18 protein-coding genes and 1 pseudogene are annotated in these 22941 nt (G+C 62.5%); 10 read left to right on the forward strand and 9 right to left on the reverse strand.

The features are described 5' to 3' along the window. Positions 1–91: 91 nt before the first annotated feature. Positions 92–316 carry a DUF982 domain-containing protein gene (locus tag EJ069_RS33180; protein ID WP_245456466.1) on the reverse strand — a complete coding sequence of 75 codons (225 nt, stop codon included), beginning with the start codon at positions 314–316 and terminating at the stop codon, positions 92–94. Here EJ069_RS33180 and EJ069_RS33185 point away from each other — a divergent pair. Together EJ069_RS33185 and EJ069_RS08030 are read left to right on the forward strand one after the other, a co-directional pair. Further along, complete coding sequence (locus EJ069_RS33185; protein ID WP_245456748.1) at positions 260–421, forward strand: hypothetical protein; 162 nt, start codon at positions 260–262, stop codon at positions 419–421. The genes EJ069_RS33180 and EJ069_RS33185 overlap by 57 nt on opposite strands. 816 nt (positions 422–1237) lie before the next feature. Further along, positions 1238–2410: an acyltransferase gene (locus EJ069_RS08030; RefSeq protein WP_126060844.1), complete on the forward strand. Its 1173-nt coding sequence runs from the start codon at positions 1238–1240 to the stop codon at positions 2408–2410. Positions 2411–2484: 74 nt separating this feature from the next. On the opposite strand, the gene EJ069_RS08035 is transcribed toward EJ069_RS08030, so the two are convergent. The 4 genes and pseudogenes from EJ069_RS08035 to EJ069_RS08050 all read right to left on the reverse strand — a co-directional run. Further along, positions 2485–2892 carry a hypothetical protein gene (locus tag EJ069_RS08035; protein WP_126060845.1) on the reverse strand — a complete coding sequence of 136 codons (408 nt, stop codon included), beginning with the start codon at positions 2890–2892 and terminating at the stop codon, positions 2485–2487. After that, entirely contained in the window at positions 2859–3581 is a 723-nt protein-coding gene (locus EJ069_RS08040) for an acyltransferase (RefSeq protein ID WP_145965053.1), read from the reverse strand. Before EJ069_RS08040 ends, EJ069_RS08035 begins: the two co-directional genes overlap by 34 nt. A 194-nt stretch (positions 3582–3775) precedes the next feature. Further along, positions 3776–4093: a YMGG-like glycine zipper-containing protein gene (locus EJ069_RS08045; protein WP_066999331.1), complete on the reverse strand. Its 318-nt coding sequence runs from the start codon at positions 4091–4093 to the stop codon at positions 3776–3778. A 198-nt stretch (positions 4094–4291) separates the two neighbouring features. After that, a pseudogene (locus EJ069_RS08050) lies at positions 4292–4543 on the reverse strand (type II toxin-antitoxin system HicB family antitoxin); the annotation flags it as partial. Between the two features lie 65 nt (positions 4544–4608). On the opposite strand from EJ069_RS08050, the gene EJ069_RS08055 reads away from it, so the two are divergent. Next, positions 4609–6183, forward strand: coding sequence for a recombinase family protein (locus EJ069_RS08055; protein WP_126060848.1), 1575 nt, complete (start codon positions 4609–4611; stop codon positions 6181–6183). Continuing rightward, positions 6171–7001 carry a plasmid partitioning protein RepB C-terminal domain-containing protein gene (locus tag EJ069_RS08060; protein WP_126060849.1) on the forward strand — a complete coding sequence of 277 codons (831 nt, stop codon included), beginning with the start codon at positions 6171–6173 and terminating at the stop codon, positions 6999–7001. Before EJ069_RS08055 ends, EJ069_RS08060 begins: the two co-directional genes overlap by 13 nt. Before the next feature lie 160 nt (positions 7002–7161). Here EJ069_RS08060 and EJ069_RS08065 read toward each other — a convergent pair whose 3' ends face one another. From EJ069_RS08065 to EJ069_RS08075, 3 genes are all read right to left on the reverse strand, one after another. Then, positions 7162–7767 (reverse strand): general stress protein, encoded by a 606-nt coding sequence (locus EJ069_RS08065; protein WP_126060850.1) that lies wholly within the window; start codon positions 7765–7767, stop codon positions 7162–7164. A 22-nt stretch (positions 7768–7789) separates the two neighbouring features. Beyond that, a complete protein-coding gene (locus tag EJ069_RS08070) occupies positions 7790–8539 on the reverse strand; it encodes a DUF4142 domain-containing protein (protein ID WP_126060851.1) in 750 nt (249 codons plus the stop codon). Between the two features lie 127 nt (positions 8540–8666). Beyond that, positions 8667–10184, reverse strand: a complete 1518-nt coding sequence (locus tag EJ069_RS08075) for a PAS domain S-box protein (RefSeq protein WP_126060852.1) — start codon at positions 10182–10184, stop codon at positions 8667–8669. 1090 nt (positions 10185–11274) lie between these two features. On the opposite strand from EJ069_RS08075, the gene EJ069_RS08080 reads away from it, so the two are divergent. The 6 genes from EJ069_RS08080 to EJ069_RS32660 all read left to right on the forward strand — a co-directional run bounded on the left by EJ069_RS08080 (position 11275) and on the right by EJ069_RS32660 (position 21884). After that, positions 11275–12234, forward strand: coding sequence for a zincin-like metallopeptidase domain-containing protein (locus EJ069_RS08080; protein WP_126060853.1), 960 nt, complete (start codon positions 11275–11277; stop codon positions 12232–12234). A gap of 192 nt (positions 12235–12426) precedes the next feature. Then, positions 12427–14547, forward strand: coding sequence for a ParB/RepB/Spo0J family partition protein (locus EJ069_RS08085; RefSeq protein ID WP_126064656.1), 2121 nt, complete (start codon positions 12427–12429; stop codon positions 14545–14547). 155 nt (positions 14548–14702) lie between these two features. Then, positions 14703–19025 (forward strand): strawberry notch-like NTP hydrolase domain-containing protein, encoded by a 4323-nt coding sequence (locus EJ069_RS08090; RefSeq protein ID WP_126060854.1) that lies wholly within the window; start codon positions 14703–14705, stop codon positions 19023–19025. Further along, positions 19025–20083, forward strand: coding sequence for a toprim domain-containing protein (locus EJ069_RS08095; RefSeq protein WP_126060855.1), 1059 nt, complete (start codon positions 19025–19027; stop codon positions 20081–20083). Before EJ069_RS08090 ends, EJ069_RS08095 begins: the two co-directional genes overlap by 1 nt. Positions 20084–20439: 356 nt before the next feature. Next, a complete protein-coding gene (locus EJ069_RS08100; protein WP_126060856.1) occupies positions 20440–21369 on the forward strand; it encodes a DUF2493 domain-containing protein in 930 nt (309 codons plus the stop codon). A gap of 347 nt (positions 21370–21716) precedes the next feature. Continuing rightward, positions 21717–21884: a hypothetical protein gene (locus EJ069_RS32660; RefSeq protein WP_189341749.1), complete on the forward strand. Its 168-nt coding sequence runs from the start codon at positions 21717–21719 to the stop codon at positions 21882–21884. Positions 21885–22052: 168 nt separating this feature from the next. On the opposite strand, the gene EJ069_RS08105 is transcribed toward EJ069_RS32660, so the two are convergent. Then, the gene (locus EJ069_RS08105) at positions 22053–22835 is read right to left on the reverse strand and encodes a helix-turn-helix transcriptional regulator (RefSeq protein WP_126060857.1); all 783 of its coding nucleotides are present in this window, start codon (positions 22833–22835) and stop codon (positions 22053–22055) included. Positions 22836–22941: the final 106 nt, after the last annotated feature.

A 22941-nucleotide genomic window follows, 5' to 3' on the forward strand; every position in this document is an offset into this window, starting at 1 on the left:
CAGGACATGTAAGAACCGCAGCCGCCATCCGAGGAACCGATGGCTTCGCCCGATGCCCCGACCACCCAGGTTCCAGAGCGTGGTGGAATGGCTAAGTTCGTTGCCGCTGCCCAGTGACCGGTGTTGCAGCGGCCTCCGCATCCAATGATAGGCCGACGGCGATCCCTGCATCGCGAGCCCAGGCAATGAATATTTGTCGCGCGTGATCGGCGGGACGTCGTCCGTCATAGGCGGCACAGCAGACTTCGCTGGCGCATGAGTGCAGCCGTCCTCGCTGCTCAATCGGCCATTCCTCAAGAAATTCGATCGCGTCCATGACGCAACCTATGCTTCGAGCGCCGAGGAACTCGTCATCGACGAGAACGGGACGCGAAAACGTGTCTCGACACTCGTTTCGGGCTGTGCGGACATTCCCTTCTGAAGCGCAGTCAAGGCCGGGAAAGACTTCGGTTGCCATATGCCTGCTCCCACTGCAAGCCATGTGATGTCCCACACGACAAATCCAACGTGGCTAAAATATCGGAAGGCGTTGTTTCGGCGTCAAGGATCGCCGATGAACGCTCAGCCCGCCTATTTTCCTGCATCCGACTGCCGATGCCGCCTGATCTCGAGCGCTCTCTGGAACGCCTTGGCGCCCACGTCGCAGCTGCTCACTAGCGTGGATGACGAGGTCGCATTCTTACACGGTGAACATATGCGCCAAACGCCCGTTGCTGCAGCGGTGCGCAGCGTTCGGCCAAAAGCGATGCGGCTTGTTGCGGTCGGAGATCAGCCATTCGCCAAGATCGCGAAGCCGCTCGAGGTTAGCCAGGCTTTCTGGCGAAGGCACACGACATCAGCGGTTATCGCTCGTCGTTGCCGAGATCCCGTCATAACCCATACGCCCGCTCCGGCTCGCCCGATGCGTGCGCGGGGCACGCCTTGTTGTCCCAGCCGAAGGCCCGGACCTCGGCGAGGCCGCCTTCTTCAGCTGCTTCAGCCCGCCCGGCGTGCACGCGAAACAAGAAGGACGGCCAAAATTGCCCAGCGACCGGGCTTAATCATGCCATGGATGTTGGCGGCGGACCGCTGGATGGTGCAGCATATCGACGGTGGGTAGCCAGAGTCGGGTGCTCCGTTGGTAAAATCCTTCTGGGTCTAAATCTGCTGGGTGTGGCGCACCTGGCGCTGTCGAAGTTCGGCTGATAGACCATCGCGGGTTGACATTCGGGGATCGCTCGCCATGCTGCAATGCAGCATGAACAACAGCCTTACAGAGCCATCGCGTATCGAATGCCTGGATGGCCTTCGCGCCGCCGCCGCATTGTGGGTGCTGGTCGGCCACTGCCTGCTCCTGACCGGCTGGCATCTGCCGGTGCTTGGCGACCCGGCACTCGGCGTCGATCTCTTCATCATGCTTTCCGGCTTCCTGATGGTGTTCCACTATCAGTTGCGCCAGGACAAGGAGCCCTGGCAAAGGCCTGAAACCTGGCTGAAATTCTGGACGCGGCGTTATTTCCGCATCGCGCCGCTGTTCTACGTCATGCTGTTCTTCGCACTGGCGCTCGGCCCGTATGTTTATGAGTCACGGACAGTCATCGACGCGTTCGTGGGCCGCGCGCCGCAGGCGCCCGAGCGCTACCTCGACAGCAGCCTGAAGAACATTTTCGCCCATCTGACATTCCTGTTCGGCCTTTCCCCGAACTTCGCCTACCGGACGCCGCTGCCCGACTGGAGCCTCGGGCTGGAAATGCAATTCTATGCGGTGTTCCCGGCGCTGATGCTTCTGGTGCGCCGCTTCGGCTGGCTCCGGTGTGCGATCGTCGTAGCGGCGCTCGGCGCCTTGGCGGTGGTGGCCCTCAAGTTGATGTCGGTCCGTTTCCCGATGCCGTCCTTCCTGCCGCTGAAGATCCAGGTTTTCCTGTGCGGCATGCTTCTGGCGGGCGTCCTGGGTAAGGACCAGCCGCGGCCGCTGCTGCATCTGGCCCTGGCGATGGCGCTCGCGGCGATCCCCTTCGGCGACGGCCACGGCCTTTCGAAGTTCCTGATACGCGAAGCGCTGGTGCTTGGGTTCTTTGCCTTGGTCCTCTATCGCATGCTGCCCGGCGCGGCGGGCGCCGCGGCGCGAAAAGTCGCCGTCGCATTGGGCGGAGGCATCTTTCATGTGCTCGGCGAACTGTCCTACAGCATCTATCTGATCCATCTTCTCATTCTGCAGCCCGTGGCGGCCTTCGTGATTAACCATTATGGCGACGGGCTCGGCGCGCCGCTGCGCTTCGCCATCGTGCAGGCGGTCGTGCTGCCGGTGGTTTGTCTTCTGTCCTTCGTGACCTACAGGCTCATCGAGATGCCTGGGCAGCAGCTCGGACGCGTGGTGTTGCGCCGGTTTGCACGTAAGAAGCCAGCGCTTGAGCCAAGTCCCGCCGAGTAGCATCAGCAACGGCTGCACATCGCTGGTCTGGCGCGTTGTCCGATCGCCGCCGATGCGGCAGGACCTCGGCTAATTTAGAATTGCGTCACTTCCTCGCGTGCGCGCCGCAGCGAAAGCAGATGCCGCAGCAGCGTCCGCACATTCTTGTCGTAGACGTAGTGCGCGAACGCAGCGACCGCGATGACGAGAATGGATGTTCCCACGACGAATGGCAGGCCGTGCTGGTTCCGCAAGGTTCCAGTGACGGATTCGTCCAGGATGTTCACGATCCTGATCAGCGGCGTGTGAAGCGCATAGATGGCGTAAGAGATATTGCCGGAGAACAGGGCGATCGCGCGCCAGAAGCCCGAGAGCCGCAAGCGGGAAGCCATCAGAACAAGCCATGGCCAGACCAGCGCTATCATCGCCAAGTCGTATAATTGCGCATTTCCGGCAGGGCGGAAGATCATCAGTCCGGCGCAAAGCGCAAGCACGACCGGCATGTAGAGATTGCCATCCCGGCTGACCCGGTCGCATATCGCCGCAGATAAACCCCGAGGAAGAAGGAAAAGGCGATCCGGGCGGGAGCCGCGATCGTGCCGTCCCAATGGGCGCCGCCGCCCAGGCTGAAGCCCTGCCAGGCCAGCAGGGCAAGCGCCAGGAGACCAACGCCGAAGATAGCAGCCAGCGAGCGGCGAGCGAGCCTCAGGGCCAGCGCGGCGAAAACCGCGTTGGCGACAAGTTCATAGAAAAGCGACCACGCCGGACCGTTCAGCGGAAAAAGCAAATCTGGACCGACTGAAAGCGACGGCGGCGTCGGCAGGAAAAGCAGGGAAAACGCAAGGCTCGCAAGCAAATCCAGCCGAGAATACGAGCTTAGCCCGTGCATCGCGATGGTCACTCCCACGCTGGCCATGGCGATGCCGATGCCGGCGAAATATAACGGGTAGAGCCTGACGATGCGGGCTTCCGCGAATTCCCGGAAAGACATGCCTTTTCGGAACTTCTCGTCATAGGCGTGGGCAATCACGAAGCCGCTTAGCAGAAAGAACAGGTCGACTGCGAGAAAACCTGACGGCGCCAGATCAAGATGCTGCGCCGTAAGCTCGCGGAAATGACCAAGCATCACCAGAACGGCAGCGATGCCTCTTAAGCCGTGCAAGGCGTCGAAGTGGGTTGTCTCAGGTCTCAAACCGCTCTCCGGTTATCCCGAACCCGCCAACGTCGCCCAATTCATCTACGCATTGATTGCTGCGTCGCACAAGAAACTTTTTGCGGCGCACGCTAGTGGAATGTGTCCACCACGGTTCCTGGCCTGCAGGAACGAGAGGGCACCTTCTCCCCGAAACGAGGTCCGCTAACGGGGAGAAGGAAGAACCGGCACGATCAATAATCGCCGTTGTAATACCGGTCGTCGCAGGGTGCGGTGTAGATGCGCCCGTAGCGATCCTGGTAGCGGCAGAGCTGCTCGCCGCGGCGCTGCGGGGTGGTGGCGCTGCCGACAACGGCGCCGAGCAGCGCGCCGCTCGCGGCGCCGATCACCGTCGACTTGGTGTTGCCGCCGATCGCCTGGCCGACAAGCGCTCCGCCGGCGCCGCCGATCAGGGCGCCGGTGGTGGCCCGCTGCTGGCCCTCGGTCTGCGTCTCGCAGCCGGCAAGTGCAGCGGTCATCAGCACCGCCAGAATAGCCTTCTTGATGATCATCACTAGAACTCCTCTGAAGCCCCAGGGAAATGACAACAGGTTGAAAACAGGGGCGATTTCGCCCAAGTGCGGGCGCATTGCGGCGGAACGGCGGCGGAGTTCGCTCACGAAGTGAATCAAGGTTTCCCGGCAGTTGAACGCCATGGTTGCCAAACGGGTAAGTTCGCTGGGCAACAGTAAACAGCCGCCCGCCGTTCAGTCGATCTTCAGCGGCACCAAAATCGCAGACCAGCCGCGATTGTCTGGATCGATTTGCTCGAGCGAGGTAGGGAGCGGGACCGCTTTGCCGTCTTCGATCATCCCTTCGACGTGGAACGCCAAGGCTTCCTCGGCAAGGTCGCGCGCCTCGTCAACAGTTGCGCCGGCGGTCACTACGCCGGGAAAGTCGGGAAAGGACACGCCGAAATGGCTGCCCGCCTCTTTGTGGATCAGCCCGACGTACTGGCGCATTCCGTTCCTCTTGCCGCACGGTCATCGACCGCTAGTTTAAATCGCCGGCACGACGGCGCAAGACGATGGACAAAGTTACATCGACCCGCACCACTCCTGAAGGGAGGCCGAGGGTTCGCGCTGCGCAGTATGTGCGCATGTCGAAAGAGCAGCAGACCTACTCGATCGAAAACCAGAAAGACGCCATCCGCAACTATGCCGATATCATGGGCTACGAGATCGTCGCCACGTACGAGGACGCCGGTCGCAGCGGCCTCATGTTGGAAGGGCGCCCCGGCCTGCAAAATTTGCTCGCCGACGTGGAGAGCGGACGCGCCGATTTCGAAACCATAGTTGTCTATGACGTCAGCCGCTGGGGCCGCTTTCAGAACGTCGATGAAAGCGCGTCCTACGAGTACCGGTGCCATCTGGCCGGCGTGCGGATCGAATTCTGCGCCGAGCAGTTCTTGAACGACGGCAGTATCGGCTCGGACGTGCTCAAGGCCATCAAACGCAGCATGGCGGCCGAGCACAGTCGCATGCTCTCGCAAAAGACGTTCATAGGGCAGGCAAGGCTGATCCGGTTGGGATTCCGCCAGGGTGGTAAGCCAGGTCTCGGCTTGAGACGCCAGATTATCGACCATTCGGGACGCCCAAAACTTATCCTCTCTGAGCACGAGCAAAAGAGCGTGCACACCGACAGAACGATCCTGGTGCCCGGGCCGGCGAAAGAGATTGCAACGGTTCGGTGGATCTTCCGTCAGTTCGTCAAAACGCACATGACAGAGCTCGATATGGCAAGGCTCCTGAACAAGCGCGGCGTGCTGACTGACCTTGAGCGACCATGGAAGCGGGAAACGGTGCGCGGCGTCTTGACCAATGAAAAATACGTCGGCACCAATGTCTGGAACAAGCGCTCCCGCAAGCTGAAAGCAAAGGCAGTGAGCAACCCTCCTGAACAGTGGGTGCGCGCGGAAGGGGCATTCGAGCCGATTGTAGATCGCAAGCTATTCGATCGGGCTCAAGCCATCCACAGAGAGCTCTATTCGCATCTGCGCGTGAGCAATGATGAGATTCTGGCTGCACTGAAGAAGGTCCTGGCGCGTCACGGGGCCCTGTCAAGCTCGATCATCGAGGCTGCGCCTGAATGCCCCAAGGCCAGCTTTTATCATCATCGCTTCGGAAGCCTTCTGAAGGCCTACGAATTGATTGGGTATCAGCCGCCGAAGAACTGGCAGTTTATCACATCGCGAGAGCGACTCACGTCGCTGCGCACACAGGCGATCGGGGACCTACTGGCCGCGATCGGATGCGTTGGCGGAAAGGCCACCTACGACGGAGAGACCGACCTCCTGCGGATCAACGACGAGTTCACGGTTGCGGTCGAAATCGCACGCTGCCGCGCTTCCGACCACGGCTACCCTTTCTGGTCCATGGACACCCAACGCCAGTCGGTGGCCGACATTTTCACCCTGATCAGGATGCGCCCGGGTGACCTGGTCATTCGGGACTACCTTATTGCCCCCGCTTCTGAAATCGTCGGCAAATCGCAGTTGGCCGCGAACAATGGAGCGCAGCTGGACACCTACCTCTTTTCCACGCTCGACCCGCTCGTCAAGCTGTCAGCGCGAGCCAGTGCGGAGACCCCATGGTGCAGTTGAAGCGTCGTTTGACCCGCGAAGCTGCCTACAAGGCTTTGCACGGCAGCGCCCAGAGACACGCCCGCGAAATTGCTGCCGATCAACCTGGGTCGAAGGAGAAGCTCTTCGCGCCCAGGCTGTTGCCGGCCTACAAGGCGGCGTGCAGACGCAAGCGCGATTTCATACGAGAAACCGAAGAAGCGGAACGCTGCCTGGTCCGTCTGGCCGAAGCGCTTCGCGTGATAATGAATGACAAAGAGTTTCTCTCGTTGCTCATGTCCGAGGGGTTTGCCACCATCCCAAACTGCCTGGTGCAGAGGTTACACGACGCTACGTCAGAGGCGGCAACAGCAAAGCATGCCGGCATGTCGCCCGCAGGCAGCAGCGCAGGCCGGCAACTTGTCAGCGGGATTTGCCCGGACGTCCTCGCTTTCCTCCAGGACTGCTTTGTGAAAGTGAAGATCTTCGGTCTGCTGCGGCATGTGCTCCCGGCTAGGCAAATGGAAATTGCCCGACTGATGGTCGCCATGGAGCGGGTTACATTCACATACGCAAAGATCCTTATCGCCTTTACGCCGCGCCCTCTGCTGGCGGAGGGTTTCGATCCAACGACGATAGCCAACGTGTCTGAAGATCAACTCGGCGCGATGACGCCAGAACTTGGCAGGCTAAGCAGTGAGTTTCTGAGGGCAGTGGAACGGCGTGGCTCCGCGAGCCTGGAACTGGTGGCAGCTAGCCGTTATTTTGAGCGTCTGATGGATAATTCCAAGGTGGTGCGCTACCTCGCACACAACTTCCCAGACCAATTTGAGGAGTTTCACAGCTTGTCGATCGATTGAAAGTGGTTCGAGCCATTGTGTACGCTCAAACTGCGGTTCTGCTCGATTGTTCCTGTCCATGATCAGGCGCGGGGGTCTGATCCGCCTGCATCGATCCAAGCGGGTGCGTGACGCCCGGCAAGGAAAAGGCCCCGTCGAGAGTTCGACGGGGCCGCATTCCTTAGAGCGGTGTGGTTCGACGAACGCGGTCGCGTTCGGCCTCGATGTCATCATAGGGCTCTGCGGTGGCGTCGAACCCTGTCCAGCCACCGGCTTCATAAGCGCTGCGCCTCTCGTCGAGGTTGACCGAACGCTCCCCGCGCAGAATGCGCTCAGCTTCGCCGGTGAGCCGATCATCCACTCTGGCCGTCACCAGGCTGCCGCCGCGGCGAACTCCCTCGGCATAGACATGAGCGTCGCGCTCCGGAACGCCGGACTCCGTCAGCGCTCCGACGATTCCGCCCGCGGCTCCGCCGACCACGGCGCCGCTCACCGCGCCGACGGCCGTGGCGGCGAGCCAGCCGGCCGCCACAACGGGCCCGACGCCGGGTATGGCCATGATCCCGAGCCCGGTAAGGAGCCCGCCAGCGCCGCCGACGAGCGCCCCAAGGCCGACGCCGGCCGCGGCATCTTCACCGGCGTCTGAAGTCTCGTCCTGCCGATACCGATTGTCGGAATTGTTGGCCACGATGCTGATGTCGTCTCGCGGCACGCCGATCGCTTCCAGTTCGCTTACCGCGTCGGCGGCGTCCTGATAGTCATCGAAAAGTCCGGTGACAGTCGTCATGTTTCACTCCATTTCTGAATGGTTATTGAGCGCCGGCAACAACGTTGCCTTTGAAATCGAGCGCGACGGCAACCTGCTTTCCGTCTTTCTCGGCGGTGCCGCGCCAGATGCCCTGGTCATCCTTCGTCAGGGCGCTGACCTTCGAGAAGCCGGCATCCTGGATCCGCGACTTCGCCTGCGCTTCGGTAAAGCTGTTCGCTCCAGGCACCGGGGCGGATGCATTCTGGTCTGTGTCTGTCGCCGCGGGTACGGTGCTGGTCGTTGCCGTATTGTCGGTTTTGCCTGAGGCGATCTTTTCGATCATCTCCTGGTGCATCTTGAGTGTCGGAAGCGTCTGCTGGGCAAATGCCTTGAGATCAGCGTTGTCGCCGTCGGCCGCATAGTCCTGGAATAGCTTGACCGCGTCCGCATGCGCGTCCTGCTGCATCTTCACGTAGGACTGGTCGGCCGAACCGTTGGCCGATTTCAGCGCCTCGAGATCGCTCTTGTGCTTCGCGTCCGTTTCGGCGGGAATCTGCAGTTTCTGCTCGCCGGCGATCGACTGCAGCTTGGCGTTGGCCGCGCCGTGATCAGTTATCATTTTCTGGGCGAACTCATTGACAGTCTGGTCCTTCGCCTTGCCCTGGACGATCTTGCTGGACTCGACCTCGAAGATCCCGCCTTCGGCAGCCTTGTTGACGAAATCCTGCGCCTTTTCGGCACTGAGCGCCGGATGGGCAAAACCCAAGGCGACGGCCGTGCACAGCGCGGCCGATAACAAACGCAACTTCATAGATGATGTCCTCCAACGCACTGAATTGTGCCTGAAGGCAAACAGAAGGCTGTCGCGTTTGTTCCAACGCCAGCTCGATTTCGCTGAGCGCCCGCTGGAGCTGCCGCCCGGACAAGCGGCTAGGACATCAGGCCGGGAATCTTTCGAGATCAATCGTGATCTCAAGGACAATTCCGGCGGCGTCCCAATCCCGCACGACTCCGCCAAGCTCACTCGCCGCGGCGCGGATCAAGCGGCTCCCGAAACCTTCGTCGTCGGTTGCGACCGGAGGTGGTCCTCCTATCTCTCTCCACTGGACAGTCACCTTGCCGTCAGTGTTCGAGCAGGCGATCTCTATGGAGCCGGCGGCCGCCGAGAGGCTGCCGTGTTTGGCGGCGTTGGTGGCGAATTCGTGGAGCAGGAGAGAAAGCGGCGTGATCATCCTTGAAGGCACCGGCAGATCGATGCCACTGATCGCGAAGCGAGGGTGCTCGTCAGTTCCCTGTCGGTATGGCTCGAGGATTGCAGCGACCAATGCATGCAGGCTCGTCGCGGCCTGAACAGACGAGCCAGTCGCGGGGAGCATCGTCAGCGCATGCGCCCGCGCGAGGGCGCCGAGGCGTTCGGACACGGTGGAGGCGAGCGCGGCCGGCGTTTTAGCGGCTGGGGCGCTCAAACTGACGATTGTTTTTGCGATGGCAAAAAGGTTCTTCACGCGGTGGTCCATCTCGCGAAGCAGCAGCTCGCGCTGCTGTTGCGCGCGCAGCCGCTCGGAAATGTCACGGCCTATCTTGGAGACACCGACGATCGCGCCGGACGCGTCCGCGATCGGGGAAGCGGTGAGGGAGATGGGAATGCTGCTGCCATCCTTGTGCAGGCGAACGGTCTCGAAATGCCCGACATGCTCTCCATTGCGAATGCGCGCCAGAATCTCGCGCTCCTCGTTCTGGCGATCGGGCGGTATCAGCGACATGAGCGGACGTCCGACCATTTCCTCGCGGCCGTAGCCGTAGAGACGCTCGGCGCCGCTGTTCCAGTCCGTGACGATGCCGTCCATATCCGTCGCGAGGATGGCATCATCCGAGGATTCGACCAGTGCGCTCAGTCGCGCTGCTGTCGTTTCCGCCCGCTCCCGTTCGATGGCAAAGCCGAGCTGACGGGCAATGGTCAACGCCAGTTCGCGTTCACGATCGGCGAAGCGATGGGGTGCCGGGTAGTAGACCATGAACTTGCCGATGAGCTCGCGGGAGCTGGCAAGTGGGATAAAGGCCAGCGCTTGGATTCCCTCGCCAAGGACCGTGTCGATGAGCTGCCGGGATTCACTGCTGAGACGAATATCCTCGACAAAGATTGGCTCGGCGTCGTGCTCATTGCAGGTCCAAGGTGTGTGACCGTTGACGGCCCTGCGATAGTCATCAGAGAGAGAGCGCCAGGCGACGAAGCTCATGACGCCGTGGCTGTCAAATCTCAGGATCGAGGCGCGCGACGAACCGAGGGCGTCGCATATGGCGTCCAGCGCTGCATCGTAGATCTCGTCAAGGCCGTTGGCCCGGTAAAGTCGGTCGGTGAGACGAAAGAGGACGGCTTGCTCGCGGACAACATCGCCACCGGCCGGCCCACCCTGGCCTCGCCCCATGCCCGCATTACTCACGGCCCCGTGCTGCATGGCTCTGTCCCACGGACGGCTCTATTGAAGTTCGGCCATCCTCGACCAAATAGCACCGCGTCCAGGGGCCAAGTCCTTGGACCGCAGACCCCGACCAACAAACAATATGCGCCTTGCGCAGTTTCGCAATAGGGACTTCGGGCACTATGCTTGATTAGGACCGTCAATCGGTATTGGTGAGGCGATGAAATTCCGGATTCCCAAATCAAGTATCAGACGCAGCCTGGCCGCCCGGAACTCCCCAGTCGAATGGCGCGGCAGCAGCTCGGCTTCTCTCCTCCTCCTGATCAGAAAACAGCAACCTGTGCTTAGAGCGGCAACACTTAACATTTGAGAGGGCGCCCCTCCGCACGATATGCCTTTATTTCCGCTCGACCCTGGTGGGCCGAGACCAACCTTCAACTTCGCCCGCTGGCTCCGGCCGGCGGGTTTTTTGTTGTTGGAACATCTTTGTCGGGCGGCAGTTCGGGAGCACGACGCACTCCTTTGGCTCGTCATGCGACCGTCGTGTCGGGCTGGTTTCCGACAAGAGCCCGCAGCCCCATCCTTCTCGGTTGCGGGCCTTTCGGGTTCAGGCGGGATCATCGCCTCTCGGTCTCTCGCGGTGCTAGCCATGAACTGAGGAATCTGCGTTCGTCAGCTGCGGCGAGGTTTTGTTATCGGCGCCCCAAAATCGGCACGTTCAGATGTGTCCGTCGGCATCCAGAGTTTGGTATGCGACGAATCCGTGGATCTCATCGGGGACCAGACTGCGTTCGGGATCGATCGGATCGAATCAGAGTTGCTGGAATTGCACCCATGTGGCGCCCTTCGCCGGGGGCTGTCGGTCCCGCATCCCGCCTCACGGCGGCGCTATGCTGATGCTCCTTCGGCCGCCCTGTTGAACCGGTCTCAGGGCCACGAACCTGCTACAGCACCGAACTGACTTATTTCCGCCGACGGACATTTCGGTGCCTCCGCCTTGTACGCCCTTTTTGCGTTGGTCGGGAGATCCTCGGCTCTCCCGACGGAGAGTCAGAGGAGGGGAGTGTTTTTCGCGACGGGTTAAAGCGGAAGGAGAGGCCTTCGGCGCCCGTCGCGGAGAACCGCTATGTCTGTCCGAACCAATCGAGCCCATGCCGCCGACCGGTCAAACCTCTACGACGAGATCACCAACAAGATAATTGCCGAACTGGAAGCGGGCCGTTTTCCTTGGGTACAGCCCTGGGGCACCGCGGCGGCAAAGACGTCGGTTGCTCTGCCGACGAATGCCAGCACGCATCGCACATATAGCGGGATCAACGTGCTTATTCTGTGGGGCGCCGCCGTCGAACGCGGGTTCCCAACGCAGAGGTGGGTAACCTATCGACAGGCCGTCGCCCTCGGCGGGAGCGTCCGCAGAGGCGAGCGTGGCACTACAGTCGTTTATGCCAATCGTTTTGTCCCGGACGATGAGAAGAAGCGCGCTCGCGAGACAGGCGAGAATGCCCAAGCGATGCCGTTCCTGAAGCGCTTCACCGTTTTCAATATCGAGCAATGTGATGGGCTCCCCGATGAAGTCGCACCTTTATCGCCGCCGCCACCCGCTAGCTTGATCGAGCCGCGAGTCGAGGCGTTGATCAAGGCCACAGGTATCGACTTCCGCATTGGCGGCGACAGAGCATTCTACATGCCGCCTTACGACTATGTTCAGGTGCCGCCCCCTCAAGCATTTTTCGAGCCGATCGACTGGCATCGCACTGCGTTGCATGAGCTTGGGCATGCCACCGGCCACTCTTCACGCTTGGCCCGTGACCTCTCCGGTTCTTTCGGCTCAAGGGGGTACGCGTTCGAGGAGCTTGTGGCGGAGATAAACGCAGCTTTCTGCTGCGCGGCGTTGGGCATCGTGCCAACAGTCCGACATTCCGACTATGTCGGCTCCTGGCTGGAAGTGTTGCGAAAGGACAGCCGCGCCATCGTGCGTGCCGCCAGCCGGGCCAGCAAAGCGGCCGAGTGGCTTCTCGGTCACTTGCCGGAAGAGATTAACGTCTCCGTCGGCTTGAGCACCGGCAACGAGAGGAGGGCGGCATGAGCCCGCTCTGTGAGTCCTGCTTGGCCAAGTCAGCGTCAGCCATCGAAAGGATGCGTGTTCTGCAGGTCGCCGCTGCCACCATTCGGGCGCCGGTTCATTGGAGAAATGAAGAGAGGGAAAGATCGGAGGGAAGTCGGTGACGGGTTGAGGACCGGGAGAGAGGCTTTCGGCCCCCGTCGCGGAGAAACCTCGATGGCCAACGCAGTTCAGAAGATCACCCTGTCGCCCTCGCGCGACATTCCTTTCAACAGGCTGGTGCTTGCCCAAACCAACGTCAGACGCATCAAGGCGGGCGTCTCGATCGAGGACCTGACGGGATCGATCGCCCGGCGTGGTCTTATCCAGAGCATCCATGTCCGTCCCGTACTCGACGCCGAAGGCAAGGAAACGGGAATGTTCGAGGTCCCGGCTGGGGGACGCCGTTATCGCGCGCTCGAGATGCTCATAAACCAGAAACGGCTGGCGAAGACCGCAGCCGTTCCGTGCGTGGTGAGCAATTCCACGGGCCCGATCCTCGCGCAGGAGATTTCCCTTGCCGAGAACATCGAACACGCGCCGCTCCATCCTTTGGACCAATATCGCGCATTCAAGGACATGCTCGATAAGGGCATGTCGGAGGAAGAGATCGCAGCCGCGTTCTTCATCTCGACCTACGTGGTGAAGCAGCGCCTAAAGCTGACGGCCGTGTCGCCAGCGCTTCTCGACGTCTACGCCGAGGACGGCATGACGATCGCCCAACTCGAGGCATTCTCCGTCAGCAATGACCCTGTCCGACAAGAGCAGGTCTGGGAGGCGATCAAGAACAGCTGGTCAAAAGAACCGTACCAGATCCGCCGCATGCTGACCGAGAATACCGTCCGCGCTTCAGACAAGCGGGCGGTGTTCGTCGGTATCGAGAGCTACGAGGCGGCAGGCGGCGAAGTGTTGCGCGATCTGTTCCAGTCGGATGATGGCGGGTGGCTGCAGGACGTCCCGCTGCTTGAACGGCTGGTCGCCGAGAAGCTCCAGATGACGGCTGACGAAATCGCCAACGAAGGCTGGAAGTGGATCGAAGTCGCGGTGAGCTTCCCCTACGGCGTGACAGACGGCTTGCGGGAACTCGAGGGCATGCCGATCGACCTTACCGATGAGGAACAGGCGACGCTCGATGCGCTGCGCGACGAGTTCAACAAGCTGCAGGCGCAGTACGAGGAAGCCGACGAGTTGTCGGATGAGATCGAGCAACGGTTTGGCGAGATCGAAACCGCGATCAAATCGCTCGAGGCGCGCCCCGTCCGCTTCGATCCGGCCGAGATCGCGCGCGCCGGTGTCTTCGTCAGCGTCGATGCGGACGGAATGACTCTCGTCGAGCGCGCCTTTGTGAAGCCGGAGGATGAGGCGCCCGCCACGCCCGAGGACCGGACCGATTCCGGCGCCGAAGGAGCCGGCTTATCGGCCACGGGCTCCCTTCAGCGGGCCGTCATCACCACCGGTGGCCAGCCGGCCGACACGGAAGATGATGAGGAGGATGGCATCAAGCCCTTGCCGGATCGTCTGATCGCGGAACTGACGGCGGATCGCACTTTGGCTCTGCGCGACAAGCTCGCAAGCGATCCCGCAACCGCCTTTCTGGCTGTGCTTCACAAATTCGTCCGTGACGTGTTCTCGCGTTACAGCGCGCAAGGCGTGGCGATGGAGGTTTTTGTCCGCGGCACGGTATTTCCGGTCCAGTCCGAAGGGCTTCGGGATACGATTTACGCGCGCTCGGTCCAGGCCCGCCATGAGGGCTGGGACAGGCGTCTTCCAAGTGACGTCGCCGACCTATGGGACGCCCTCGCGGCACTGACGGACACGGAGCAGGCTGAGCTTTTCGCCCATTGCGCATCTTTCGGCGTGAACGCCCTCTACGAACGAGCTGATCGCTACGGCAACGGCGCCATCTCAGTGCACGGTGTCCGGCAGCGCCTTTTGGATGCCGATCATCTCGTGCGGGCAGTTGGGCTCGACATGACTGACGCCGGATGGCGCCCCACTGTCGGCAACTATCTCGGCCGTGTCACCAAGGCGCGTATCCTGGAAGCCGTTCGCGAGGGGGCTGGCGAGCGCGCCTCCCAGCTCATCGATCACCTCAAGAAGAGCGACATGGCCAAGGAAGCCGAACGCCTGCTCGCCGATACCGGTTGGTTGCCTGAGCCTCTGAGGGTTGTCGAGCTTGCTGTCGAAGCAGGCGACCCTAATGCGGGCGAAGATGAAGCTCTTCCAGAATTCCTGGCAGCTGCCAACGATGTCGCCTTGGCCGACCAGGAGGAAGAACAGCTAGACGCCGCCGAATAGGGCGCTCCGCATCCGAACGCCCGGCACTCGCAAGAGTGCTGGGCGTTTCTGCGTATGTGGTGAGAGTAAGTGTCCGGCCGGGACGAGTTGAGCCCGTGCGGTCAGAGAGAGCACCGATGGGCCTTTCCTCCGTCTCGCTCTCCAGAGGAAATCCTATGAACTTCTTGTCTTCGACGGCGGCCGCCAGTGCGGCGCCTTGCGCAACCACGCCTGTCGATAAGGCCGCGGCCGTTTATGCGGCGGCCCTGCATCTACTCTCCTACCTCGAATGCGGCCGGCGCGTCGATGCCGTCGTCATGCGGGCTGCCATGGAAGCCTCATTCGGGGCCTCCGACACAAGCGGTGCCTGGGACTGGAAGATGGCCTATGAAGCCTGCGAGGTCGCGACCGTCCTGTTCCTTCGCAAGTATGGCAAGTCGCTGCTGCGCAAGGCCGGCTCCGTGGCATCGGTCTTACCGCTTTTCAGCCGGATCATGAACCTTCTGCCTACCCATACCCGCCGCTCCGCGGAAAGCCAGGCGCTGCAGCAGTTCTCGACGCCTGTCCCTCTCGGTCTCGCAGCCGTCGCCGCCGCCGCGGTCAGACCAGATGACCGGGTGCTTGAACCTTCCGCCGGCACGGGTCTTCTTGCGATCCTCGCCGAGATCGTCGGCGGCTCGCTTCTGCTGAATGAGATTGCGGAGATGCGTGCCGGACTCCTCTCCAATCTTTTCCCGGCCCTCACGGTCACACGCCTCGACGCGGCGCAGATCGACGACCATCTTGATCCGGCGAGCTTGCCCACCGTCGTGCTGATGAACCCGCCGTTCTCTGCACTCGCCAATGTGCAGGGGCGGCGCGTCACGGACGCGGCCTATCGCCATGTCGCCTCGGCGCTCGCGCGGCTTGCCGACGGTGGCCGGCTGGTCGCAATCACTAGCGCGAGCTTTGGGCCGGAGATGCCAGCGTGGCGCGATGACTTCGCGCGTCTCCAGCAGCATGGCCGCGTCGTCTTTACCGCCACGATCAGTGGGGCCGTCTACGCTCGGCATGGCACAGCGATCGAGACCCGGCTGACGGTCATCGACAAGACCCTGACTGGCGATCCGTCCTCCGCCCCGGCCTCGCCCGGCTTTGCGCCGGATGTCGCTACGTTGCTCGACTGGATCGAGAAGCACGTTCCAGAGCGGCCGCCGATCGCCGAAGCGGCCAAGGTCGTTCCGACCATTGCCGCACCTCGGGCGGTTCGCGGCTATCTTGCCCGCACTGTCGCAGGCACAGCTCGCGGGCAGCTGCCCGAGCCGGTGGGCGTCGAACTGTCGTACGAGACGGTTGATTGGGCGCCCGACGACGGAGCACGGCTGACCGATGCCATCTACGAGGAATATGGATTACAGACGATCCGTATTCCCGGTTCTCAAGCCCACCAGACTAGACTGGTCCAGTCCGCGGCAATGGCGTCTGTCGCGCCGCCAAAGCCGACTTATCGGCCGGTCCTTCCCGGCGATATCCTGACGTTGCTATCCGACGCCCAGCTCGAAACGGTAATCCTGGCCGGCGAGGCTCATTGCGGGTTTCTTGCCGGCTCGTCGTCAGTCGACCACACGCTCGACATTGTCAAAGCGGCACCCGATGACACGCCAGGAGCAGTGCGCTTCCGGCGTGGCTTCTTCATCGGCGACGGAACCGGTGTCGGCAAGGGCCGGCAGTCCGCGAGTATCGTGCTCGACAACTGGCTGCAGGGTCGGCGCAAGGCGGTGTGGATTTCTAAATCAGACAAGCTGCTCGAGGACGCGCAGCGCGACTGGGCCGCACTCGGTATGGAGCGCCTGCTGGTCACGCCGCTGTCGCGCTTCCCGCAAGGGCGCACCATCACGCTTCCGGAAGGCATCCTGTTTACGACCTATGCCACGCTGCGCTCCGACGACCGCGGCGAGAAGATTTCGCGCGTCAGGCAGATCGTCGAATGGTTGGGCTCGGATTTCGACGGAGTGCTCATATTCGACGAGGCGCACGCCATGCAGAATGCCGGCGGGGGCAAGGGAGCCCGCGGCGATGTCGCGCCCTCGCAGCAAGGCCGCGCCGGCCTGCGCCTGCACCATGCTTTGCCCGGCGCCCGCGTCGTCTATGTCTCGGCCACGGGCGCGACTACCGTAGCCAATCTGGCCTACGCCCAGAGGCTCGGCCTGTGGGGCGGCGAGGACTTTCCGTTCTCGACCCGTGCGGAGTTCGTCGAGGCGATCGAGGCCGGTGGCGTGGCGGCAATGGAGGTGCTCGCCCGTGATCTTCGCGCCCTTGGCCTCTATACGGCCCGCTCGCTCTCCTTCGACGGTGTCGAATATGAACTGGTCGAGCATGAGTTGACGCCTGAGCAGCGGCGGATCTACGATGCCTATGCGGGTGCCTTTGCCGTCATTCACAACCATCTCGACGCGGCCATGCAGGCGGCCAACATCACCGGCGACAGCGGCACGTTGAACCGCCAGGCGAAGTCCGCCGCGCGCTCGGCTTTCGAAAGCGCCAAGCAGCGCTTCTTCGCTCACCTGCTGACGTCGATGAAGACGCCGACGCTTGTCCGCTCGATCGAGCAGGATCTTCAGTCGGGGCATTCAGCTGTCATTCAGATCGTCTCCACCGGCGAGGCGCTGATGGAACGCAGGCTGGCAGAGGTGCCGACGCAGGAATGGAACGACGTCCGCGTCGACATCACGCCGCGCGAATATGTGCTCGATTACCTCCAACATTCCTTCCCGGTCCAGCTCTACGAACCATTCACGGATTCGGAAGGAAACCTGTCATCGAGGCCGGTGTTTCGCGAAGGCCAACTGGTCGAAAGCCGCGAGGCGGTCGCGCGCCGCACAGACTTGATCGAAAAGCTGGCGAGCTTGCCACAGGTTCCTGGCGCGCTCGACCAGATCGTCCAGCGCTTTGGCACCGACATGGTAGCGGAGGTGACAGGTCGGTCGCGACGCATCGTCAGGAAGGGCGAACGCCTGATGGTCGAGGGCCGCGCCGCCTCTGCTAATCTCGCCGAGACGCAGGCCTTCATGGATGACGTCAAGCGCATCCTGGTGTTCAGCGATGCCGGCGGGACAGGCCGCAGCTACCATTCGGAGCTTTCTGCGCGTAACACGCGACTGCGCGTCCACTATCTTCTCGAGCCTGGTTGGAAGGCCGATACCGCCATCCAGGGCCTTGGCCGCACACATCGGACAAATCAGGCGCAGCCACCACTGTTTCGACCGATCGCAACCAATGTGAAAGCCGAGAAGCGCTTCCTCTCCACGATTGCCCGCCGCCTCGACACGCTGGGCGCGATCACGCGCGGCCAACGCCAGACCGGCGGGCAGGGCCTGTTCCGGCCGGAGGACAATCTGGAGTCGCACTATGCGCGCGATGCTCTTCGGCAACTCTATCTGCTGATCGTTCGCGGCAAGGTGGAGGGCTGCTCACTCAAGCTGTTCGAGCAGACCACGGGGCTGACGCTGACGGACGCCAACGGCATCAGGGACGAGCTGCCGCCGATCACGACGTTCCTCAATCGCCTTTTGGCGCTCACCATCGAGCTGCAAGACATCCTGTTTGCGGCTTTCGAGCAGTTGCTCACGGCGAAGGTCGAAGGTGCCATCGCGGCCGGGGTCTACGACCTTGGGCTTGAAACGCTGCGAGCGGAGAGTTTCGTCGTCACCAGTCGGCCGACGATTTACACCCATCCGGGCACCGGCGCCGAGACCCGGCTCCTCACCATAAATCAGCGCCAGCGCAACCGACCCGTGCCGGTCGAGGAAGCTGTCGCGCACCTCCATGATCCGCGCGCCATCCTTTTGGTCAACGAACGCTCAGGGCGTGCTGCCGTGCAGGTGCCCGCGCCATCGTTTATGCTCGACGATGGCGAGATCGAGCGTCGGGTCAGGCTGATCCGGCCAATGGAACAGCACCATGCCTCGCTACGTATGATGGAAGACAGCCATTGGCATCAGGCTGATCGCGAGACCTTCACCGCCGCCTGGAGGGCCGAGGTCGCCGGCGTCCCGGCATTCTCGGATTCGATCATCCACATTGTCGCGGGACTGCTGCTGCCGATCTGGAAGCGACTCCCAACTGAGTCAAGCCGGGTCTATCGGCTCCAGACCGACCAGGGGGAGCGCATCATTGGCCGCAAGGTTTCGGCCGCATGGGCCGCCGGGGCGCTCGCAAACCGCGTCGGCACGCTTACGGCACAGGATGCCTTCAACGCCCTTGTGGATGGCAGCACCATGCTCGACCTTGCCGAGGGACTTCATCTGCGCCGCGTCCGTGTGATGAGCGCCAACCGCATCGAACTGTCGGGCTTCACCGATACCATGCGCGAGCGGCTAACGGCCTACGGGCTTTTCCACGAGATCATATCCTGGAAGCTGCGCATGTTCGTGCCCGCGGACGCAAGCGGGCCTGCGGTGCTGGCCAAGGTAATCGAGCGGTATCCATTGCAGCGCATCAGCGAGAGGGAGGCCACCTGATGCCGCCTCGCGATATATCCGAACTGGCACACCGCCTCGGCCGTCGGGCCGAGGCGGTGTGCCGCCGCTACCTTTCCAACGGTCGCCGGGTCGGCAATTACTGGCTGGTCGGCGATGCCCGCAATGCGCAGGGGCGCTCTATGTTTGTCCGTCTCAAGGGATCGGAGTCCGGAAAGGGCGCCGCCGGGAAATGGACCGACGCCGCCACCGGTGAGCACGGCGATCTTTTGGATGTCATCCGAGAATCGCTTGGTCTCGCTGACTTCAGAGACGTGTCGAAAGAGGCTCGCAGTTTTCTGTCTATGCCCTACGTGGACTGCGAACGGGGCGAACCTAGGTCGCCAGCCGTTCCCGCCGCCGGCGGCTCCACCGAGGCGGCGAGGCGGTTGGTCTCCATGTCGTGGTCGATACCAGGAACGCTTGTGGAGACCTATCTTCGCGGACGCGGAGTAACGGCCTTGCATGAGACCGGGAGCCTGCGGTTTCATCCGAGCTGCTATTACCGTCCCGACGGCGGCCCGACCGAAACATGGCCGGCAATGATCGCGACGGTCACCGACCTCAAAGGCAAGCTCACCGGCGCTCACCGCACCTGGCTCGACCCGGCCGGATTCAGCGAGGCCCATCTCGGCCGCGCTCCGATCGACACGCCGAGACGAGCAATGGGCGAACTGCTCGGTCACGCCGTCCGCTTCGGCTGCTGTTGCGATGTCATGGCCGCCGGCGAAGGCATCGAGACCATGCTGTCGCAACGCACCGTCCTGCCTGCCATGCCAGCTATGGCAGCGCTGTCGGCGGCGCATCTGTCAGCAATCCTGTTCCCCGGTACCTTGCGGCGGATCTACATCGCCCGCGACAATGATCCTGCCGGCGACGCAGCTGTGGCAACCCTCATTGAACGGACCAACGCGGCCGGCATCGAGGCGATAGTCCTGACGCCGCAGCTCGGCGACTTCAACGAGGATCTGCGCCTGCTTGGTGCCGATGCCCTGAGGGCAATCCTGCGGGTCCAGCTCGCGCCACAGGATGTCGATCGCTTCATGAAGCGGGCGGCCTGACCGGAAGGGAAAGAGAGGGCGGCGTGCCGGCGACGCGTGGCCGCGGTGCGCAGGCGGACCTTAGCTCGGGCGAGGGCCGACCCACGGCCTTCAAGAGGGCGATCGGGCGACGGCCGATCCGGACAGGCAATGGCTGCGCCCGGCTATTTTCCGGCGGCGCCGCCACCCCACGCGGCAGGCCGCGCGAGGCCCCGTCTTCGGGCCTTCCATCGCGAGACAAAATAGCCGGGCTTCGCCATCCTCCACTGCCGTTGCGGCCCTGCGCTGGCGCTTCGGGTGCAAGTCCGGGCCGTCCATCGCCTTTGTCGCCATGAAGGCCGCGATGGGCGCGGCCGGTCCCACGAAGGTAAGTCCCCATGAGCACCGAGCACGATACCGACTTCGAGCCGCAATGCGCATCATCACCCATTGACCACATGCTTCAGGAGCTTCAGCTCTACGGCCATCGCCCCTTCGACGACGAACCCGATCCGCGGCCGCTTCCCGAGGGCCGCGTCATCGCTGCCAGCATCGCCGACATCTTCGACGCCCTCGTTATGGCGATGACCGACACACGCTTGGAACCCGATCTCGAGGAACTGCTGTGGGGTACGGTCAATCTGTTCCACCGCGCGACCAAGCGGATCGAACGCGAGCTCGATGCAAATGAACTCGCCCAGCAGCGGCTGCAGCGCGAACAGGACGGATCCGAGGTCAAGTCGGTCGAGCTCGAGCGTCTCATTGCCCAAGGTCAGACACTGCTTGAACGCCGCAGCGCCTTCGAGTTGATGCGCGACCAGGCCATCGAGCATTACGAGCGTCACACCCACTCGGTCTGGCGTCCGCGCTCGGGCTCAGTCGTCAACCATCGCCACCTGACCGCGGCAACGATCGACAGCCGCGATTTCCTGGCCGCGAGGAGGCATGCAGACAGCCAGGTGCTGTTGCCACCTGGACCGAAAGTCGCCTTCACCGGCGGGCTCGATTTCAACGATCATCGGCTGATCTGGGCCAAGCTCGACCAGGTCCATGGCAAGCATCCCGACATGGTCCTGCTGCACGGCGGATCGGCCAAAGGCGCCGAGCTGATCGCGGCCAAATGGGCTCAGTGCCGCAAGGTGCCACAGATTGCCTTCAAGCCGGACTGGACCAGGCATGCCAAGGCCGCGCCGTTCAAGCGCAACGATGCCATGCTCGACACCTTGCCAATTGGCGTGATTCATTTTCCCGGCTCCGGCATTCAAGATAACCTCGCGGACAAGGCCCGGAGGCTCGGCATTCCGGTGATGAAGTTCGGCTCGACCTGACCGGGCCAATGTCCGCCCGGCGCAAGTCGTCCGCTCTGTTTCCGTCGCTCCAGGCGCCTTGACCGGACGACCGCTCCTGCGGATGCAGCGTCGAAAGCGAGGCGGCGGACCACGAGGTTCATCCCGTCTCGTCCTGGAATGGAGAACAGAGAACCAATCCTGCGTTTGTTGGCGCAATTCCTTGATCCGGTCCGAGGCCTGATGCCATCAACCCATGAAGGGTCGGACTACGCATAACGTGCCGCCGTTTCGGCGGTGCCTTCACGGTGATCGCGGCCCTCGGCCGGACAAATCGGGCGCCTGTCACGCGGGGATCGATCCCCGCTTCCAGAACAGGAGCAGGAAAAATGTCCCTCGTAGAAGCCAACGCCTTCGCCTTCAGCCTCGCCGCCAGCCTGATGGTCGGCATCGTCATTTTCCGTGCTGGCGACGGTACGCTCTCGGTCGTGCGGGCAGACGAGTTTGAGGGAGAGGTCTCCCAGATTGTCCGGGAAATCGATCCTCACGAGCAATGATCCGGAGAGCCAGCAGCTGCCTGCTTTGCGCCTCATGTCGGCCGGTAAAGTCAGCTTGTGCAAAGCCCGAAGCGGGCATTCACCACGCGTCCACGATGTCAGGGTTTGAACTTCAGCCACCCCGGTTGCAGTGCGGCAGGGCAATTCGCTGCACTCGATTGAGAGCAGCTACCTGGCTGAACTTTTGTGCTGGAAGAACTGCAGGAACAATTCGCGCTCGGTGGTGATGTCGAGCTTTTCATAGATGCGACGGCGGTGGTTCTTCACAGTGCCGACGGTGATGCCGAGCCGCTCGGCGATGTTGGCGGTCGGATGGCCGGCGAGGATCAGCTCCACCAGCTCGCGCTCGCGCAAGGAAAGCTCGGGCCAGAGGCTTTCCGGAATTCTGGGCTTCTGCTGCGGCGAGGCGCCCGGACCGCTCGGCGCCGAGGTGCGGGAGAAGTCTGAGCCGCGCGCCTTGATGTCCAGCGCATGCAGCGCCTTGAACACCGGCAGCCGCTCGGTCAGCAACGCGATCTCGCTGTCCTTGAACGACACCGTCGAGCGGTCGAGAAAGATGCCGAGGCACCAGTCGCCGCCGTCGGAAAGCATAATGCCGACCTCGTCGCAAATCTCCGACTGCGCCAGGAAGCCTGCTATGTATTGCCCGCGCTTGGCCTCCTCGTCGGCCAGCCCTTTCAGCGGCATGATGCCGAGTCGCCGCTCGCGCCGCCAGGATGCATAGAACGGATCGAAGACATAGTAGTTGTCGAGATAGCGCCGAACCATCTCGTCTGAGAAGCCCCGGTGCTTGACGAATTCCGGGGTCCTGGTTGCCGAATAGCGCGTCACCGTCACCAGATCATGCGCGATGTCGGCGCCGATCAGATCGATCAGGCAGTCGACATGCCGGTCGGTGCCGGTGGCGGCGATCGCCCTGGCCAGCGGCGCCCAGATATTGCCCATGCGCATGCCCTTTTCTCGGCGAAGCCGGCCCAAGCGTCATTGTGTCTTTAGGCATATGGCGCGATCCGGCTTCGGGAATCTAGCCTGCGGTCACTCTCGGCAAGGGAAAGCG

The sequence above is a fragment of the Mesorhizobium sp. M2A.F.Ca.ET.043.05.1.1 genome (assembly GCF_003952445.1).
Lineage (GTDB): Bacteria > Pseudomonadota > Alphaproteobacteria > Rhizobiales > Rhizobiaceae > Mesorhizobium.